Source organism: Actinomycetota bacterium (genome assembly GCA_004297305.1).
GTDB lineage: Bacteria > Actinomycetota > Actinomycetes > S36-B12 > FW305-bin1 > FW305-bin1.
The window spans coordinates 110,235-128,011 of the sequence record SCTR01000010.1 but is presented as its reverse complement, the minus strand read 5'-3'; the positions used below and the strand labels follow the sequence as shown (position 1 = coordinate 128,011).

The following is a 17,777-nucleotide window of genomic DNA, read 5'->3' as shown; positions in this document are numbered from 1 at the left end:
GCCGCGTGAGCGAACTCATCGACACCACCGAGATGTACCTCCGGACGATCTTCGAGTTGCAGGAAGAGGGCATCCCGCCGCTGCGCGCCCGGATCGCCCAGCGGCTCGGGCAGAGCGGGCCGACCGTCTCGCAGACCGTGGCGCGGATGGAGCGTGACGGCCTGCTCACCGTCGAGGGCGACCGGCACCTGGAGTTGACCCCCGCCGGTGACCTGCTCGCGACCCGGGTCATGCGCAAGCACCGCCTCGCGGAGTGCCTGCTCATCCAGGTGATCGGGTTGCCGTGGGAGGACGTGCACGACGAGGCCTGTCGCTGGGAACACGTGATGAGTGACGCCGTCGAACGTCACCTGCTGGACCTGCTCGGGCACCCCACCGAGTCGCCGTTCGGCAATCCGATCCCCGGGCTGGCCGAACTCGATCCGGCGAGCCGGCAGACCGGGACGGGCGCCGACCTCACCAGCCTCGCCGACGCGTCGCGCGAAGACCGCTCCCGGGTACGGGTGCAGAGCATCAGCGAGCCGCTGCAGGCCGACCACCCGCTCATGGCGCGGTTGAAGAAGGTCGGGGTGCAGCCTGGCGAGGTCGTGCGTATCAGCCGTTCCGCGGCCGGCGCGGTCATGGTCGGCGCGGCCGGCGAATACACCGAACTCGACGACGGCACCGCGTCGCACGTCCTGGTCAGCCGGCTCGGCTGACCGCGTCCTGGTCACGCGGCTGCAGTAACCATCACGCGGCTGCACTGACCGCGGCACCGCCGGGTCGATCGTCGTACGGCTGCGTTGACGGTTGTACGGCGGTCAACGCCCCGCCGACACGGCGGCGGTCAGTTCAGCCGGTTGCGTGCCCGTTCGAAGTCCAGTCGCAGCTCGACGTCGGAGCGGCCGTCCTCGTGCGGCTTCACCGCGAGGAACTGGTGCAGCTGGATCATGTTGCGGTCGAAGCCCATCCGTGAGGCTGCCATATACAGCCGCCAGATCCTGGCCCGGCGGATCCCGACCTCGTCGACCGCCGCTGCCCAGTTCTCCTCGAGATTGTCACCCCAGGCCCGCAGCGTCAGCGCGTAGTGCTCCCGCAGGTTCTCGGAGTGCCGCAGTTCGAAACCCTCGCCGGTCATGGCCGTCAGCACCGCCGCCGGGCCGGTGAGTTCGCCGTCCGGGAAGACGTAGCGGTTGATGAAACCGCCGCGGTACTGCGTCTTTCCCTTGTCGTCTGCCCGGGTGATGCTGTGGTTGAGCAGCCGGCCGCCCGGCCGCAGCTTGCGGTGCAGCGAGGCGAAGTAGGACGGGTAGTTGGCCTTCCCGATGTGTTCGGTGAGGCCGATCGACGAGATCGCGTCGAAGTCGGATTCCGGGACGTCGCGGTAGTCGCAGAAGCGGACCTCTGCCCGGTCCTGCAAACCGGCGTCGGCGATACCCTGCTGCGCCCACTCGGCCTGCTGCTGCGACAGCGTGGCGCCAATCGCGGTGACGCCGTAGTTCTTCACCGCGTGCATGACCATGCCGCCCCAGCCGCAGCCGACGTCGAGCAGCCGCATGCCGGGCCGCAGCGCCAGCTTGCGGCAGACCAGGTCGAACTTCTCCTCCTGGGCCTGTTCCAGCGAGGCGTCGGCGTCGGGGTACACCGCGCAGGTGTAGGCCATCGACGGCCCGAGCACCCAGGCGTAGAACCGGTTGCTGACGTCGTAGTGGTGGTGGATGGCCGCCGCATCGCGACGCCGGGTGTGCTGGCGCCAGCCGGACACGTGCGCCTCCTCCGGCGGCGGCGCCTCACGCTTCAGCAGGTAGGGAGCCAGCTCGCGGGCGATGCGTGCCTTGTCCTGCACCGAGACCGGACGGTTCTTGATGTCCCACAACAGCGTCAGCGCGGCATGCAGGTCGCCGTGGATCTCCAGGTCGCCGGCCACGTAGCCGCGGGCGAGTCCCAGCTGGCCGGGTGAGGCGGCGAAGTACGACATGGCCCGCGGCCGGCGCACCTCGACCCGTACCGGCGCGCCAGGCTGGCCGGTACGGCTGCCGTCGTACGCGGTGAACTCGACCGGGAAGTCCGGCCCGGCGACGAGGGCGAAGATGTCAGCGATCTGCACGGTGAACTCCTGTCATCGACTCTCGACGCACTTGCCATAGAGGTCGAGCAGCCTTCCATCGGGGTCGTACGTCTTCTTCAGTGAGGCGTAGGTGTCGCCGCCGTAGATAGCGGCGAATTCGTCGCGACCGTAGAAAGCGCTGGAGTACAGCGACTTGCGGCCACCGAGCTCGGTGACGACCTGCTCGATACGGCGGTTGAGACGCCCGGACGCAGGATCGACGCCGCGCGGCAGCGGCACGGTGCCCCAGAACCCGACGTTGACGTACGTCTCGTGCGGGTCGAACTGGTAGAGCGGCCAGTGCGCCGACGGGTCGCGCTGCCGCAGCGGGCACACCCATACCGGCCGCATGCCGATCTCCCGGTGGAAGAACTCCAGGAACTCGGCCAATCGTGACGCCGGGACCTCGATGTCCTGGACGACGAACTCGCGCTCGGGCCGGCCGAGCACGGCGTCCAGCCGGCGGGATACGCCGTAACGCCGGTCGAGCGCGACGAGCTTCCAGTAGGTGTCGCTGCGCAATCGGGACTTGGGCCACAGCCGGCGTACGACGGGGTGCTGCGCACCGAAGGCACGCGAGCACCAGAACCAGTCGGTGTCCCACCGCCACAGGTAGTCGCTGATGGTCAGCAGGTCCTCGGACCGTTGCTGGATGGACCGGTAGTAGATCTGTCCACCGGTGTAGTCCGACGGCGTTGGGGTTGCCGGCGGCGGCACGGCGACCTTCGTGCCCAGCGTGAGGTACTGCTCGTGCGGGCCGAAGACCGTGCCGTCCATGAAGTCCACCCGGACGCCGTCCCAGCTGTGCTCGGTGGTGATCCGGGCGGCGACCTCGGCCAGTTCGGCTGCGGTGCCCAAGCGGAGGTGGCGCAGCTGCACGTACGGCTCGACCGGCTCCAGCTCGATCCGCAGCCGCAGCGCGTATCCGAGGGTGCCGTAGGAGTTGGCGAACCCGAAGAACAGGCCGCGGTGGGGGTCGTCGGGGGCGCCGCTGACCGTTCGTACCTCGCCGTCCGCGGTGAGCACATCCATCTCGAGCACGGACTCGTGTGGCAGGCCCGCCCGGAAGCTCGCGGACTCGATCCCGAGCCCGGTGACCGCGCCGCCGAGGGTGATGGTCTTCAGCTGGGGCACGCACAACGGGACCAGGCCGTGGGGGAGGGTGGCCGCGACGAGGTGTTCGTACGTCGTCATCCCCTGGACGTCCGCGGTCCGGGCGACCGGGTCGATCGCCAGCACCCCGTCGAAGGCGGCGACGTCCAGCCCCGGTCCGGCGGCGGCCTGTCGCGCGCGGAAGAGGTTCGAGGTCCGCTTGGCCAGCCGGACCGGCGTCCCGGCGGGGATCGCGTCGTACTGCTGCCGCAATGCCTCGACCCGGGCGGCGTAGGCCCGCCACGGCTCGGCGACGGCCTCGGTGGTCATGGGCGAACCGTAGTCAATTCGGCCGCAGTCGCCGCGCAGCGGTCGCAGCCGTGACCGCCAGCGGTAACCGGGCTGAAACACCCGTGGCGTTCTCGGCGGCGACACCCGATGTCCGCCAACGGTTTCAGCGCGCATGTGGCCGGCTGTCGTGCCATGCTCGGCCTTCGAGACGTCGTGGAGGTGTGTCGTGCCGGACGGGATCGTGCAGGTGTCGGCCTTCCAGCGGTCTGATCGGAGCCTGGCGGGATTCGTCATGGCGGGCCGCTGGCCGGAATCCACGCGCGAGTGGGCGCAGTTCCTCGCTGTGGCCGTGCGGATCGCGGCGCTGCCCGGTCTGCTGGCGACCACGGCGGTGTTCCGCGCTGACGACGTCCTGCCCGACGAGCCGTCGGGGGACGTGGTGGGTCGGGTCACCTGGGCGGGCCCGATCGTCGGCGACGGCGCTGCGCAGCCCGGTCAGTTCGCCGAGCCGCAGCCGTCGGCTCTGGTGGTGCTGCATCCGCCGTCGGAGACCGCTCCGTCGACGCCGGAGGTGCTGGGCGCGGCCTCGGGCTGTGTGCTGCTGCCCGGAGTGCCCCACCTGGGGTTGGAGCACCGAGCTGCCTGGGTGGAGGCCGAGCCCGACGGGACGGTAACCCGCCTGGTGTCGGCTGTCGGCGTGAACCCGTTCGCCGATCCCGATCTGGCCGTCCTCGCCACGCTGTGCGCCGCCTGATCGGTCACGGCCGCCGGGCCGCAGGGCCAGCGGGAGCTAGCCGGCGGTGAGCAGGTCTTCGTAGCCGGGATGAGTCGTCAGCCAGCGAGCCACGAAGGGACACTGCGGATCTGCCGTCAGGCCCGCTGCCCGGGTCGCCTCCAGGGCGGCCCGGGCCAGCTCGCCGCCGAGGCCGCGGCCGCCGTACGCCGGGTCCACCTCGGTATGGATCAGGGTGCGGACGCCGTCGTGGTCGCGGTAGCCCAACTCGCCCGCCCTGGCGCCGTCCACAGTGACCACGAATCGTCGATGGGCGGCGTCGGCGGTGACCTCGACGCTCACCTCGCCGTGGCCGAGGCCGTGGCGGCGGCCGGGCAGCCGCGCCGGCGCGGCCCGGTCACCCGAGCAGTCCGCGGACGTACGCCGCCTGCCCGGCGTGCTGCAGGTCGTCGGACAGGATGCTGAGCAGCCGCACCCCGAGGGTGACCGGCGGGTCCCACCGGGTGTCGACGATGCGGTCCAAGTCGGCCGCGGTCAGTCCCGCGAGGTAGGCCCGGCTCGACCCGCTGACGGCCTCGGCGTACCCGCGCAGCAGCGGTGCGGTGACCGTACTGAGCAGGTCGACCTGGCCACGGTCGTGCGCATAGCCGGTGTCGTGGCTGGGCAGCGGCAGCGCGAAGCGCTCCTGCCAGCCGTCGGCTACCCAGCGCTGCGGCTGGTCGGCGACGTCGGCGATGTGGTCGTCCTGCACCCGGAAGAGGTGCCAGATCAGCCAGCCGATCGGGTTGGCGTCCGGGGTGACGCGGCGGTGCAGGTGATCGTCGGGCAGGTCGTCGAGGACCTCGGCGACCACCTCGTCGACGCGGCTGAATCCGTCGAGCAGCAGCGCTGCGACGTCCACGGCGGCCTGCTCAGACCGCTTCGACGGTGATGGAGAAGATGCCGGTGTACCACCCGCCGGGCGCGACGGTTCGCAGCGGGAACCGCCCGGAGAACGGGTCGATCGGCGCGGTCATCGGCTCGATGCAGACCGCCTTCGGGTCGGCCGGCGCCCACAGCAGCGCGTACGAGTAACCCTGCTCGATCGTCAACGCCAGGCGGCGGCCACCGCCGGTCACGCTGGCGCGAGCGCCCTCGGGCACCTCGGCGTACAGCGTCTCGTGGGTCGCGTCGCCGAGCGGCCCACTCAGCGCGGGAGTGTCGACGACCTCGCCGGTCGGCAGGTGATCGGCACCGGTGACGACGCGGCGGGTGAGCGGGACGTCCAGTTCCCAGTCGGCGCGGTCGGCACCGGCCGGAGCGAGGTACGGGTGCCAGCCGAAAGCCACCGGGACGTGTCGCGTGCCGGTCGCCGCGAGCGTCGTCGCGATGGTCAGCGTGCGGTCCATCAGGCTCGCGGTCACCGTGAGCCGGTGGGTGTACGGGAACGACTCGAAGCGCGGCCTGCCGTACACGTGGTCCAGGTGTGCGGTGACCGACGCCGGCCCGTCGATCGGCGCCCGGCTGGTGGCCAGATCCCAATCCGGGTGGGCGGCGAACAGCCCGTGGATCGGCTGCCCGGTGTCGCCGTCGATGCGGATGCCGGTCGCTGTCGGGGACAGGTCGATCGACTGGCCGGCCGCTTCATAGTGCAAGCTGGACAAGCGGTTTGCCCAGGGCGCCAGCAGCGGGATGCCGAATGACGAGCCTCGATCGAGGTACGCCGACATCCCGCCGCGAAGGCCCAGCAACTCCACGCCGTCGTCGGTCAGCGAACACCCGACCATGCCGGCGCCGGGCACGAACGTCGCGCGCAGGCCACTGGGCGAACTCAGGGTGACCGTCGCCAGTTCGGGGTGGTCGGGATGCTTGCCGTGGGTCACGTCGTAGTCGGCCATGTCCCGAACCTTAGGTCACCGCGGCGTCGTTGCCAGGTCAGGCACTGGCCCGATCGCCGGACCCCGTGAGCACGGTGAGCCCGGCCGCCGCGGCCCGGTCGAAGTGATCGTCGACGAGGACCGCCTGCCGACCGTGCCGGGCGAGGATCGAGGCCGCCGCAGCCGCCCGGTATCCCACGCCGCAATGGACCCACAGTTCGCCCGGCGGTACGTCGTTCACCCGGCGGGGCAACTCCGGCAGGGGGACGTGCACGGCGCCGGCCAGGTGCCCGCCGGACCACTCGCCGTCGCGCCGGACGTCGAGGACGACGACCGGCCGGCCCCGCCGGGCCGCGGCGAGGTCGTCGAAGGTGGCGGTACGCCATCGGCCCGGCTCGGCCGATCCGGACAGCGTCGCCGGGGCGGCCGTCGACACCGCGCGCGGCCGGTCGATGCCGATGCGCGCCAACTCCCGCTGGGCGGTGGCGATCTGCTCGTCGCTGCCCAGCAGGGTCACCGGCGTCCCCGGCGGCAGCAACGAGCCGAGCTGGACCGCCAGCGGGCCGTCCGCGCCGAGGTTGATGACGCCCGCGAGGTGCGCAACGGCGAACGCCGATCGGGACCGCAGGTCGATCACCCATTCCCCGGCCGCGATCCGTTGCCGCAGTTCGGCTCCGTCGATTACCGGCGGCGGTGACAGATCGATGGCCGGCGGTCCGGCGAGATTGGCTGGACCGATCCGCGCGTAGTACGCGGGCGGTTCGTCGAGGTCGGTGAGGGCGGCGACGACGAAGGCATCCCGCCCGAGCAGGAGGGCCGGGTTCGAGCCGGCCTGGCCGCCGATGGTCGCCTCGCCCGGGTCGTCGCTCGGCGAGCCGGTCGCGCACAGGCTGCCGAAGCCGTGGGTGGGATGGACGGCGACGACGTCCGGAAGCGTCATGGCCAGGGTTCGTGCCGAGCGCCACTGCTGGCCCGCCAGTTCCCGGGCATGGTCGGGGCCCAGCAGGTCGGTCCGCCCGGTGGCGCCCAGCAGGAGTGAGCCACCGGTGAAGACCGAGTGCGACGCGTCGTCGACATTGAGGACGTAGGACAGGTGAGTCCTGGTGTGTCCTGGGGTCGCCACCACCCGCACGGTGGTGCGGGTGCCCAGCGGCACGACGTCGCCGTGGCTGACCGGCCGTCGCGGGAAGGCGACCGGGTCGTCGCGGTTGATCAGGTGGTCGGCGCCGCTGTCGCGCGCGAGCGCATGGCCTCCGGTCAGGTAGTCGTTGTGAATGTGGGTTTCGGCGACGGCCACGATCTCCGCATCGTGTGCTGCGACGACCGCCTGGACCCGGTCGATGTCTCGTTGCGGGTCCACCACCAGCGCGCGGCGGCCGTCGATCACCACGTAGCTGCGGTCACCGAGCGACGGTGTGTCGATCGTGACGACGTCGACTCTGCTGCCTGCCATGGCTGTTCTCCCCTCCGCCGGTCCACCACTAAGACAACTAACAATACATGAAATGGGGAGGGGCGAGGAGTGACTGTCGCGGCGTGTCCGTCCGGTTCGGCCTGGCTCGATGCGTGGTCGCAGCGGCGAGCCGCTCGCCTTCGGAGCGACGGAGCGATGTTTCCGGAGCGACCGAGCGACCCATCGGTACGGTGACGCGGCGGAACTGCCCGGGAACGCCGCCGCTGCCGTGGGCGTCCGAGGCCGCAGAGTCGAGGGGGCAGCATGCAGCGGACCAGGATGGCCGGTGTCGGGGTCGTCGCGCTGGCGCTCGCGTCGATAGCCGGTTGCGGGACGTCCGGATCGACCGGGCCACACGTGTCGACCGGGCCACACGTGTCACCGAGTGGCACGTCGCCGCCCGCTGGCGGCGAGCTACCGCTGGGCCGCTGGGTGGCCCACGACGCAGTCGGTGAGCCGACCGAGGTCGCGGTGCGGATCGGCGAGGAGCTGGAGATCCATCGCGGCTGCTGGGCCCAGCGGGCGACGTGGGATGCGGCCCCCGACGGTGGCTTCGTCGCCACCGTGACTGGAGCGCAGGGCGCCTGCCACGTCGATCTGGCTGCCGCGCCGGCGGTTCCGTGGCTCGAGACGGCGCGGCAATACCGGCGTACCGAGCGCGGCTGGCAATTGCTCGCCGCCGACGGCAGCGTGACCGCCACGCTGCTACCGGCGGACGCGGGAAGCCCTCGATGGCCGTCGTCGTGGCCGTACCTGGCTGCGGTGCCTGACGCCATCGCCACGAGGAGTGCCGGGCCGGCGGCATTGCCGAGTCCGCTGCGCCCGGCGACCACGGCCGACCTCACCGGGACCTGGTTGCCTCCCGTGACTGTCCGGACTTCGACTCGTCCGTTCGCCACGGTCTCGGCGGTGGGCGACCTGACCGGTTCGGACGGCTGCAACGCGACAACCGGCCGCGTTACGGTCGGCGAGGGCGGCCGGGTGGTCGCGGTGCTGCGCCCGCAGACCGCGGTCGGCTGCGACGGCTATCCGGTCGCTGCGAACCTCGCCGGCGCGGCCCGGCTGGGCCTGGCGCCCGATGGCCGGCTGGTCGCAGTGGACGCGCGCGGCACGGTGACGGCCGAGTTGGTCCGCGGCGCCGCGCCACGGTGAGGCGCGGCTGTGGTGTCCGGCGCCGTACGGCGATGACGTCGTTGGTCCCGCCGTACGGCGGCGCCGGGCTACCGCCGTACGGCGACGCTGCTCAACCGACGACGGAATCGAAGATGTCCTTGGCAGCGACCGGTTTCGGCATGACACCCAGCGAGACGTAGTCGTCGATGGTGGCCTGCGCGTCGGCGACGACCTTGTCCGAGAGGGGGATCAGTCGCTGGTCCTGCTTGGCGATCACCGCGGTCGCGACATCGACCGGGAGTTTGGTCAGCGAGGCATACCACGCACCGGCTGCGGCCGGGTTGTCGATCCGCCACTTGTAGGCGCGGTCTACCCGTTGCAGATAGTCGGCGATCGCGGCACGTTTGCCCGGATCGGCCAGTGCCGCCGTCGAGGCAGGGAAGGTGAACAGCCCGTCGCTCAGGCCGGTCGAGTCCTCGATGACCTTTGCGCCGGCCCGCTGCGCGGTGACGAGATAGGGATCCCAGGTCTCCCAGGCGTCGATGCGGCCGGAGGCAAGCGCGGCCTGCGCGTCCGCCGGTGCCAGGAAGACGATGTTGACGTCCTTGGGATCCACCCCGGCGCGTTTGAGCTGGCGGATCAGGATCAGGTGCGCCGGGCTGCCTTTCAGGTTGGGGGCCACCGTCTTGCCGCGCAGGTCCGCCACGCTGGTGATCGGCGAGCCTTGCGGGACCAACAGGCCCAGCCCGTCGCCGCGGCTCTGCTTGAAGATGCCCGCAACCTTCAGCGGCGCACCGGCACCGATCGCGTTCACCGTCGTCGACAACGCCACGCCACCGAAGTCCGATGCGCCGGCCCGGATCGCCTCCAGCAACGGTGCACCACTGTCGAAGCGGGAGTACTCGACCCGGTAGGGCATTCCCACGTCCTGGCCGCTGGCCGCGAGCATCCCGCCGATCTGGCCGAGCTGGTCGCCGGTCCGGATCGTCACGGTGGTCAGATCAACCGGACCCGACGCGGCGGGTGCAGCGCCCGCCGACCCGCAGGCGGCCAGGATCAGGGCGGCACCGCCGGCGACGACGGCGAGTGCAGCAGAGCGGATTCGGGTGACGCGGGGCACGAGAACTCCAAGGTCGGGGTGGATGGCCGGGGCAGCATACACACAAAAGCCATGGACTTTGTATTGAGCTTTCGGACCTGGACAGCTTCAGCACACAACCGGTGCTGAAGCTGTACATTCGCGCGATGGCCCTGCCGGACTTCTTCATCGCCGGCGTCCCGAAGGCAGGCACGACCGCGCTGCATCGGGCGCTGGCGGCCCATCCCGACCTCTTCCTGTCCGCGGTCAAGGAGCCCAAGTACTTCCTGACCGGCGACCGGCGGCCCGCACCGTCGACGCAACGGGGGCCCGGGGATGCCCACAGTGCGCAGGAGTGGATCTGGCAGCAGGATCGTTACGAGGCCCTGTTCGCCGCTGCCCCGAGCACCTCGTTACGTGGCGAGAGCACACCGTTCTACCTGTACGACGCCACCGCGCTCGAGCGGATCGTCGCGGCGGTACCGGCCCCGCGTTTCGTCGTGGTCATCCGCGACCCGGTCGACCGGGCGTACTCGAACTGGATGCACCTGTGGTCGGACGGTCTGGAGACGCTGTCCTTCCCCGACGCCTGTGACGCCGAGGATGCCCGGATCGCGGCTGGCTACGCACCGTTCTGGCACTACCGGCGGGTCGGCCGCTACGGGGAGCAACTGCGCCGGCTGCTCTCGCTCGTGCCTGCCGACCAGGTCCTCGTGCTGCGCTACCGCGATCTGGTCGACGACAGCGATGTCACCCTGGACCGGGTCTGCGGTTTCCTCGGCGTACGACAGGGTGTGGTCCATCGGACCGGGTCGGACAATGTCCGCCCGTATGTACCGGCGACGGCCTGGACGAATGCTCTCGGCACGACGCTGCGCGCCGGCGCGGCCGTCGGCAGTCGGCTGCCACCGCAACTGTGGCGGCAGGTCAGCCGGCCGCTGTTGCGGTTGCGCTACGCGGCCGGCGCCGGGGCACCGCGGCCACAATTGGCGCCGCAGACGCGACGAGAACTGGTGACCTACTACGCCGACGACATCGCCGAGCTGCAGCAGCTGACCGGCATGGATGTCACCGACTGGTTGGGAGACAGCGGCTCCGGTGAGTTCAGGGAGCGGCGACGAACTGGGTGACCAGCGCATGTGACCCGTCGCTGGACGCCAGTTCGTAGTACAACCGCCAGCCCCCCTCGGGCAACGGCACGACGCTGAGGTAGCGCAGCGCGCCGTCGCCGTACGGCGATTGCGCGACGGGCCCGCCGTCCAGCGGCGTGAATCCGTGCCCGGCGGTGTATGCGGCTACACCCGTCCGCTCGGCCCAGTTCTCCGCTGCGGTGGCGCGGCCGTCGTAGAACACGACCGGCTGGTCGCCGGGCAGGACGGCGGTGATGCGGGCTCCGCGGGCATCCCAGGTCCCGGGGCGCCCGCGCAGCACCTCGTTGCCCCAGGTCCACGACAGTCCGTCGACGCTGTGGAGGTGGAACGAGCTCATCCGGTCGGTCGCGTCCGGGTCGTCGAGCGGATGGACGCACGCCCACATGTCCCACCGGCCGTCGGCGAGCCGGACGACCGGATCCTTGACCGCCGTACGGCTGTCGCCGGGCAGCACGACTGTGCGGCGACCCGATCCGAGTCCGTCGATGCGCTCGGCGTCGACCGCCTCGATCCACCAGTGCTTGCTCGCCGGGGTGGCGGCCGATACGTAGAGCCGCCAGCCGCCGTCGGGGAGCTGCACCAGCGCAGGACGTTCCAACGATTCGGCGCCGAAGGTGTCCCGGTGCACGGTGGTCACCGGAGCGAAGTGCACACCGTCCTCGGACCGGGCGATGACCACCCCGACCCCCCGACCGCGATCGAGCGGGTATCGCTCCCGGTACGCCAGCCAGAAGGCGCCGTCGGCGAGGACTGCGCTCGGCGCACCGGCCCACCAGCCAGGACCGGTCCCTGGCGCGGGGACGACGACGGTGCAGTCCTCGACCTGCGGGACGGGCAGGGGTCCTGTTGTCGTCGTGGGAATCACACCGCCACGATAGCGCCGAGGAGTTTCCGGTGGCGATGCAGCTGGGCGCTGCGTGACGGGCCAGCCCTGGGCGGCCGGTCGCGACGGAGTATCTGTGGCGCAGGCGGTATCAACTGTCGCCCCGACTGTCCTCGACAGCGGCGAGCCGGCTCAGTCCGTGGCGGGTCAGCACGCGATGGACTGTCGACGGATTCATTCGCAGGATCCGGGCGATTCGAGCGGGCCCCAGTCGCTGCCCCCGGCGAAGCGACACGATGCGCGCCTCAAGGGGCCCGTCGGTGCGGTTGGGAGAGTTGAGTGGACGGCTGGGTCGGTCACGCAGGCCGGCGACACCGTCGGTGTGGTGGCGGCGCAGCCACTTGTACACGGTCGATCGCGAGACCCCCATCGTCTCGGCGACCTCGCTGGCCGGGCGGCCGGCCTGGACGAGTTCGACGAGTCGCAGCCGGGCGGCCGGCGTCAGTCGCGACGTGCTCTGCCCCATGAGCTCAGCTTCGGTGTGCCCGGCCGACACCACTGGTCACACCGTGATCGCGTCGGCTGCGACATCGCACCGTCACTGCCGATGCCGGCCGGACCGATCTCGCACTCGTGGCTGTCTCGGGCACGTCGGCTCCTCGGTGGCTCGTCCGCGATAGCACACTATGGCGATTGACATTCTAGTCATATCGATTTGGTGAATGCCGCGAAGTCGTTGATCGGCAGCCCGGATCGCGGCCGGACATCGACGGCGCGTTCAGTCCGGCAGGAGCCGGCGGAGGACAGGGTGGATGCCGTCTACGTACGCGGCGATCGGCGCTGTGTCCCCGTCCAGTTCGGCCGCGGTGAGCACGAGCGAACGGAACGGGACGAGCGCGCCGAGTTCGACCAGGACCGGGCGTAGGTGAACCTCGGCGGCCAGTGAGTGCCCGGGGCCGCCGACGGTCATCAGGGGGAGAACAACCCTGCCCGCCAGGCTTCCCGTGGGAAGGTAGTCGAGGAAGACCTTGAGCAGTCCGGTGTAGGACGCCTTGTACGTCGGACTCGCCACGACGACGATCTGGGCGTCGGCCAGCGCACTGCCCTGCGCCGCGGCCACCGCGGGGACGTCGCCGAGCGGAAGGTCGCCGAGGTCCAACGAGGACTGCACGGCGGCGGGCAGGACCGCTGCCACCGCGTCGGCGAGCGCGACCGCTGCTCGATGCGTGCGGGATGCCCGCTGCGGGTTGCCGGTTACCACACTGATACTGGTCATCGGATTCCTTCGACTCGGCGGTGTGGCCAGATCGGTTGGCCAGCGGGTAGATCGGGCGGTACGGACAGCAGGCCTCGGGCGCGCAACACCGGGAACAGTTCCTCGCCGATGCGCACGGCCTCCTCGAGGTGGGGCTGGGCGGACAGGATCACGTGAGCAATGCCGACAGCGGCATACTCCTCGAGCCGGTCGGCGACCTGGTCATGGCTTCCGATGAGCGCCAGGCCCGCGCCGCGGCGGAGCAGTCCGATCCCGGCCCACAGATTCGGGCCGACGACGAGCCGGTCGCCCTGACCCCCGTGCAGGGCGGCCATCCGCCGCTGACCGACCGAGTCGGCCGCAGCGAACCGGTGGTGCGCCTGCTCGATCTGCTCGCGGTCCATCCCGGCCAACAACCGTTCGGCGTGATCCCATGCTTCGTCCGCGGTCTGCCGGCTGATGACGTGCACCCGCACTCCGACAGCCACCTGCCGCTGCGCCGCTGCGGCGAACCGCTGCAGGCGTGACACGGTGTCGGTCAAGGCGTCCAGTGGCTCCGCCCAGGTCAGGTGGACGTCGGCGTACCGGGCGGACACCCGCAGCGACGGATCCGACGACCCGCCGAGGAAGACCGGTGGCATCGGTTCGGGCCGGGTGTGCACGGTCGCACCGGCAACCCGGAGATACCGCCCGTCCAAGTCGAACGGGACGCCGGTGCTCGCGCCGCGGAACACGGCGAGGAACTCCTCGGTACGGGCATAGCGCTCGTCGTGGTCGAGCCAGTCACCGAAGCGGTGTTGCTCGCCGCGGTCGCCACCGGTGACGACGTTCAACAGCAGCCGTCCGGCCGACAGCCGTTGGTACGTCGCGGCCATCTGCGCGGCCAGGGTCGGGGACATCGCGTCGGCACGCAGCGCGACGAGGAACCGCAGCCGACGGGTGCTGCCCAGCAGGGCAGCGGTGGTCAGCCAAGGATCCTCGGCCCAGGTGCCGACGGGCGTCAGGACCGACTCGAAGCCGGCGAACTCCGCGGCCTGGGCGACCAGGGCGAGGTAGTCCAGGGTGGGCGGTCGCGGACTGGCCGCACCGCCGGTCAGCGCGCCGCCATCGGCTCGAACCACGCCGTGGCCGTCGCCGGTGGTGGGGAGGAACCAGTGCAGCTGCACCGGCTAGGCCGAGACTGCGGCAGGCCGTTGCGCGTCGCGCCGGGCGATCTCCTCGCGTACCAAGGGGATGAGGAACCGGCCGTAGTCCACCGCGTCGTCGAGCGGGTTGAAGCCGCGGATGAGCAACGTGCTCACGCCGATGTCGACGTAGTCCAGCAGCGCTTGGGCCACCGTCTCCGGTGAGCCGACCAGAGCCGTCGAGTTGCCCGGGGCGCCCGTCGCCTTGGCGATCGGCGTCCACAACGCGCGGTCGTGTCGCTCGCCGGCTTCGGCAGCCTGCAGCAATCGCTGGCTGCCGACGTTGGCCGCCGAGGCGCCCTGGAACCGCTTCTTGACCAGTGCATCCCAGTGCGGCTGACCGTCCTGGACGCGGCGCAGGATCTGATGCGCTCGGTCCCAGGCCAGGTCGTCGGTGGCACCGAGGATCGGGCGGAACGAAACACTGATGCGCGGAGCCGGTCGGCCTGCGGCAGTCGCGGCGTCCCGAATCGCGGCGATCTGGTCGGCGGTCTGGGCCAGCGGCTCGCCCCACAGGGCGAAGACGTCCGCGTGACGGCCGCCCACACGGTACGCCGGCTCCGACGACCCGCCGAAGTAGATCGGTAGGCCGTCCGGGTTCACCGGCCGCACATCAGAGACGTTGTCCTCGAAGCCGTAGTACGTGCCGGAGTAGGTCACCGGTTCCTGCGCGGTCCAGGCCAGGCGCAGGATCTCCAGATACTCGTCGGTTCGCGCGTAACGCTCGTCCTTGGTCAACCGGTCACCGTCACGGCGCTGCTCGGCGTCCGAGGCGCCGGTGATGGTGTGCAGCGCGGCGCGGCCGTCGGAGAGTTGGTCGAGCGTGGCGAACGCGCGGGCGGCGACGGTGGGAAAGACGAACCCCGGTCGGTGAGCGACCAGCAGGCCGAGCCGTTCGGTATGGGCGGCGGCGTACGCCGCGACCTGCAGGCCGTCGGGACGGCTGGACCCGTATCCGATGAGGGCCCGGTCGAAGCCGGCATCTTCATGCGCGCGGGCGACCCGGCGCAGAAAACCCTTGTCCACCACCGGCCCTGGCCGGCGCACGATCTCAGACTGCTCCTGGGTGTCGATCCACCCGATGAATTCGACAGGCATGGAAAGTCCTTTCGGTACTCGGGCGACGGCGAGGGTCAGAACCCGACGACGGTGCGGTCCACCGACGCCGCGGCGTCGATCGTGCGCGGATAGACCCCTTCGGACGCGAAGAGGTCCGCCACGCCCTGCCAGTTGCTCACCACCGCGTCGGTGATCGGCACCACGGCTGACGGTCCGCGGTCGTAGACGGCCTGGCTGATCGGTTGCGGCAGTTTGGTCAGCGTGCTGTACAACGCCACCGCCTCGACCGGGTTGGCAACCCGCCACTCGTAGGCCTTCTTCAGCCTGCCGACGAAGTCGGCGACCGCGGCGCGTCGCCCGGGATCGGCCAGCGCCGAGTTCGTCGTCACGACGACGCCGTAACCTTCGGCGAGTCCAGTGGAGTCGACGAGAATCCGTGCCCCGGCTGCCTCGGTCAGCGCGACGAACGGGTCCCAGACCGCCCAGGCATCAATGCGCCCGGAGGTGAACGCTGCCTGCGCGTCCGAGGGCAGCAGGTAGGACAGCGTCACCTCCGACTCGGCGATCCCGGCCTTCTTCAGCGCCTCGAGCACCAGCCAGTGGCCCACACTGCCTTTCGTCGTGGGTGAGATGTTCTTGCCCTTGAGGTCGGCCAGCGTCTTGATCGGCGAATCCTTCGGTACCACGATCGCCAGCGCCTTGCCGGCGCTTTGCAGCGCGGCGACGGCTTTCAGCGGCGCTCCGGCGGCGATGGCGTTGAGAGTCGGCGAGCCGCCCGCACCGGCGACGTCGGCGGCGTCGGCGCGCAGTGCCTCCAGTTGCGGCGCAGCGGCCTGGAAGTCCGACCACTCCACGTGGTACGGCGCGCCGTCGAGCGCCTTGGAGGCTTCCACCAGGCTGCGCGTGCTCTTGACCTGGTCTGCCACGCGGACGGTCACGGTCGACAGGTCGACGGTCGCTGCCGCCGGCTGACTGGTGCCACAGCCGGCGAGCCCGACGGCGGCAAACGTGGCGGTGAGCAGGGCGGCAGCGGTTGTCAGACCACGGAATCGAGCAGACACGGGAAACTCCTGAGGATGAACGACGAAGGGGCGAAGCGGCGGCGGCAATACCGACCGGGCCGTCAACGCGACCGGCCTGTCGTAGGCCGATCAGCGTCGCGGGAGATGAGGCGTCAGCAGTCCGCGCCGTGACATCGCGCCAGCACGGCCGCGGCAGGTAGAGCCGATGCTGCTGCAGCACAACAGCTCCGCCCGTCTCGTCGGCGCACCATGGCGGGGAGTGTGACCACGTCACCGCGCCGCTGTCAAATCACCTATTACCTACTGTAGACCCGTACTACTGAGACGGCGTCGCGCTGTAGCGGCCACCGGCGTGCTCGAGGTCGGTCCGCTTGGAGTGCGCCGCATCGACGCCCAGCCACCACGTCGGCTCCGTGCCAGATCGGGTCGCCGGGAGCTGCCCGGCGATGTGCTTGACAAATCAACATAAAGACACTAGAAAATACGCATGCTGCATCCCGGTGGTCGTGCAGCGGCGCCTGCCAGCCGCTGCCACTGTCGCTGTTGTCGGTAGTCGCCGGGCCGTTCGAGCCCGCCAGCCGCGACCTGGCCGCGGCACGAATCCCCGACCGATGAGCGCCGGTCAGTAGGGCCGGGCAACCACACGCGAGGAGCATCACTGTGGCAGTGACAGCGGCTAACCCGGCGGACTCCGGTCTGGATGAGCCTGCCGCGCATCGGCATCCCGGCCTCATCCGGGTCGTGGCAGGGAAGGGACGGCGCAGTCGGGTCCCCCGGCCGGTACGGCGGCTGACCGGTCCGCTGCTGCTCCTGGCACTCTGGCAGCTCGGATCGACCACCGGCATCATTCCGGCCGACGTGCTCGCGTCGCCGGCCACCGTCCTCAGTTCCTTCTGGCACCTGCTGACCGACGGCGAGCTGGTGAAGGCACTCGTCGTGTCACTGCAACGGGTCGTCCTCGGACTGCTCATCGGAGGGACGATCGGCATTTCCCTCGCGGTGATCGCCGGGCTCTTCCGGTTGGGCGAGGACCTGGTCGACGCGCCGGTCCAGATGCTGCGGACGGTGCCGTTCGTCGGCCTGATCCCGCTGCTGATCATCTGGTTCGGGATCGGCGAGACGCCCAAGATCGCCCTGGTCTGCCTCGGCGTGGGATTCCCGCTGTACCTCAACGTGTATGCCGGCATCCGCAATGTCGACGGGACGCTGGTCGAGGCGGCTCGTACCTTGGGCCTGTCGCGGCTGGGCCTCATCCGGCACGTGGTGCTGCCCGGCGCCCTGCCCAGCGCGCTGGTCGGTCTGCGCTATTCGCTCGGCATCGCCTGGCTCGCCCTGGTCTTCGCCGAACAGATCAACGCGACCGCGGGTCTGGGTTACTTGATGAACCAGGCCCGTGAGTACTTCCTCACCGACGTCATCGTCGTGTGCTTGGTCGTCTACGCCTTCCTGGGCCTGACCGCCGACCTCATCGTTCGGCTGCTCGAGCGGACGTTGCTGTCGTGGCGTCCCGCCTTCACCGGCTCCTGACCGGGCAGCGCCTGGTTCGGCAATCCCCGCGCACATCGACCATGCACCAGGAGA

General features: G+C 70.6%; 18 protein-coding genes. 5 read left to right on the top strand and 13 right to left on the bottom strand.

Annotation, left to right across the window (positions count from 1 at the left end; all coding sequences use genetic code 11):
- Positions 1 to 5 precede the first annotated feature (5 nt).
- Positions 6 to 698, top strand: coding sequence for a metal-dependent transcriptional regulator (locus tag EPO13_10430; protein TAK68517.1), 693 nt, complete (start codon positions 6 to 8; stop codon positions 696 to 698).
- A gap of 128 nt (positions 699 to 826) precedes the next feature.
- Here the strand turns inward: EPO13_10430 and EPO13_10425 are convergent, their stop codons facing one another.
- Together EPO13_10425 and EPO13_10420 are read right to left on the bottom strand one after the other, a co-directional pair.
- On the bottom strand, positions 827 to 2,086 hold the full coding sequence (locus tag EPO13_10425) for a methyltransferase domain-containing protein (protein TAK68516.1): 1,260 nt from the start codon (positions 2,084 to 2,086) through the stop codon (positions 827 to 829).
- 12 nt (positions 2,087 to 2,098) lie between these two features.
- Positions 2,099 to 3,508 (bottom strand): FAD-binding oxidoreductase, encoded by a 1,410-nt coding sequence (locus EPO13_10420; GenBank protein TAK68515.1) that lies wholly within the window; start codon positions 3,506 to 3,508, stop codon positions 2,099 to 2,101.
- A 187-nt stretch (positions 3,509 to 3,695) separates the two neighbouring features.
- On the opposite strand from EPO13_10420, the gene EPO13_10415 reads away from it, so the two are divergent.
- Positions 3,696 to 4,223 carry a peptidase gene (locus tag EPO13_10415; protein TAK68514.1) on the top strand — a complete coding sequence of 176 codons (528 nt, stop codon included), beginning with the start codon at positions 3,696 to 3,698 and terminating at the stop codon, positions 4,221 to 4,223.
- Between the two features lie 36 nt (positions 4,224 to 4,259).
- Here the strand turns inward: EPO13_10415 and EPO13_10410 are convergent, their stop codons facing one another.
- From EPO13_10410 to EPO13_10395, 4 genes are read right to left on the bottom strand one after another with little or no spacing between them, the layout of a single operon-like run.
- The gene (locus tag EPO13_10410; protein TAK68513.1) at positions 4,260 to 4,544 is read right to left on the bottom strand and encodes an N-acetyltransferase; all 285 of its coding nucleotides are present in this window, start codon (positions 4,542 to 4,544) and stop codon (positions 4,260 to 4,262) included.
- A 55-nt stretch (positions 4,545 to 4,599) separates the two neighbouring features.
- A complete protein-coding gene (locus EPO13_10405) occupies positions 4,600 to 5,103 on the bottom strand; it encodes a DUF664 domain-containing protein (protein ID TAK68512.1) in 504 nt (167 codons plus the stop codon).
- A gap of 10 nt (positions 5,104 to 5,113) precedes the next feature.
- On the bottom strand, positions 5,114 to 6,079 hold the full coding sequence (locus EPO13_10400; protein ID TAK68511.1) for an aldose 1-epimerase: 966 nt from the start codon (positions 6,077 to 6,079) through the stop codon (positions 5,114 to 5,116).
- Between the two features lie 37 nt (positions 6,080 to 6,116).
- Positions 6,117 to 7,511 carry an MBL fold metallo-hydrolase gene (locus EPO13_10395; GenBank protein TAK68510.1) on the bottom strand — a complete coding sequence of 465 codons (1,395 nt, stop codon included), beginning with the start codon at positions 7,509 to 7,511 and terminating at the stop codon, positions 6,117 to 6,119.
- Positions 7,512 to 7,775: 264 nt separating this feature from the next.
- Here EPO13_10395 and EPO13_10390 point away from each other — a divergent pair, with 264 nt between their 5' ends.
- Complete coding sequence (locus tag EPO13_10390) at positions 7,776 to 8,663, top strand: hypothetical protein (GenBank protein ID TAK68509.1); 888 nt, start codon at positions 7,776 to 7,778, stop codon at positions 8,661 to 8,663.
- 91 nt (positions 8,664 to 8,754) lie between these two features.
- Here EPO13_10390 and EPO13_10385 read toward each other — a convergent pair whose 3' ends face one another.
- Entirely contained in the window at positions 8,755 to 9,744 is a 990-nt protein-coding gene (locus EPO13_10385; GenBank protein TAK68508.1) for an ABC transporter substrate-binding protein, read from the bottom strand.
- 125 nt (positions 9,745 to 9,869) lie between these two features.
- Here EPO13_10385 and EPO13_10380 point away from each other — a divergent pair, with 125 nt between their 5' ends.
- Entirely contained in the window at positions 9,870 to 10,832 is a 963-nt protein-coding gene (locus tag EPO13_10380) for a sulfotransferase (protein ID TAK68701.1), read from the top strand.
- On the opposite strand, the gene EPO13_10375 is transcribed toward EPO13_10380, so the two are convergent.
- From EPO13_10375 to EPO13_10350, 6 genes are all read right to left on the bottom strand, one after another.
- Positions 10,807 to 11,718, bottom strand: coding sequence for a hypothetical protein (locus tag EPO13_10375; protein ID TAK68507.1), 912 nt, complete (start codon positions 11,716 to 11,718; stop codon positions 10,807 to 10,809). The two genes, EPO13_10380 and EPO13_10375, sit on opposite strands and share 26 nt — an antisense overlap.
- A 109-nt stretch (positions 11,719 to 11,827) precedes the next feature.
- Positions 11,828 to 12,202: a helix-turn-helix domain-containing protein gene (locus EPO13_10370; protein TAK68506.1), complete on the bottom strand. Its 375-nt coding sequence runs from the start codon at positions 12,200 to 12,202 to the stop codon at positions 11,828 to 11,830.
- A 252-nt stretch (positions 12,203 to 12,454) separates the two neighbouring features.
- Entirely contained in the window at positions 12,455 to 12,952 is a 498-nt protein-coding gene (locus EPO13_10365; GenBank protein TAK68505.1) for an NADPH-dependent oxidoreductase, read from the bottom strand.
- Positions 12,949 to 14,097 carry an LLM class flavin-dependent oxidoreductase gene (locus tag EPO13_10360; GenBank protein TAK68504.1) on the bottom strand — a complete coding sequence of 383 codons (1,149 nt, stop codon included), beginning with the start codon at positions 14,095 to 14,097 and terminating at the stop codon, positions 12,949 to 12,951. Before EPO13_10360 ends, EPO13_10365 begins: the two co-directional genes overlap by 4 nt.
- A gap of 3 nt (positions 14,098 to 14,100) precedes the next feature.
- Positions 14,101 to 15,213 (bottom strand): LLM class flavin-dependent oxidoreductase, encoded by a 1,113-nt coding sequence (locus EPO13_10355; GenBank protein TAK68503.1) that lies wholly within the window; start codon positions 15,211 to 15,213, stop codon positions 14,101 to 14,103.
- 35 nt (positions 15,214 to 15,248) lie between these two features.
- The gene (locus tag EPO13_10350; protein TAK68502.1) at positions 15,249 to 16,301 is read right to left on the bottom strand and encodes an ABC transporter substrate-binding protein; all 1,053 of its coding nucleotides are present in this window, start codon (positions 16,299 to 16,301) and stop codon (positions 15,249 to 15,251) included.
- Positions 16,302 to 16,850: 549 nt separating this feature from the next.
- Here EPO13_10350 and EPO13_10345 point away from each other — a divergent pair.
- On the top strand, positions 16,851 to 17,723 hold the full coding sequence (locus EPO13_10345) for an ABC transporter permease subunit (protein TAK68501.1): 873 nt from the start codon (positions 16,851 to 16,853) through the stop codon (positions 17,721 to 17,723).
- Positions 17,724 to 17,777: the final 54 nt, after the last annotated feature.

Coding starts and splice junctions, on each gene's coding strand:
- EPO13_10420 (TAK68515.1), bottom strand. CDS start 3,508: ATGACCACCGAGGCCGTCGCCGAGCCGTGGCGGGCCTACGCCGCCCGG.
- EPO13_10400 (TAK68511.1), bottom strand. CDS start 6,079: ATGGCCGACTACGACGTGACCCACGGCAAGCATCCCGACCACCCCGAA.
- EPO13_10395 (TAK68510.1), bottom strand. CDS start 7,511: ATGGCAGGCAGCAGAGTCGACGTCGTCACGATCGACACACCGTCGCTC.
- EPO13_10390 (TAK68509.1), top strand. CDS start 7,776: ATGCAGCGGACCAGGATGGCCGGTGTCGGGGTCGTCGCGCTGGCGCTC.
- EPO13_10380 (TAK68701.1), top strand. CDS start 9,870: ATGGCCCTGCCGGACTTCTTCATCGCCGGCGTCCCGAAGGCAGGCACG.
- EPO13_10370 (TAK68506.1), bottom strand. CDS start 12,202: ATGGGGCAGAGCACGTCGCGACTGACGCCGGCCGCCCGGCTGCGACTC.
- EPO13_10365 (TAK68505.1), bottom strand. CDS start 12,952: ATGACCAGTATCAGTGTGGTAACCGGCAACCCGCAGCGGGCATCCCGC.
- EPO13_10355 (TAK68503.1), bottom strand. CDS start 15,213: ATGCCTGTCGAATTCATCGGGTGGATCGACACCCAGGAGCAGTCTGAG.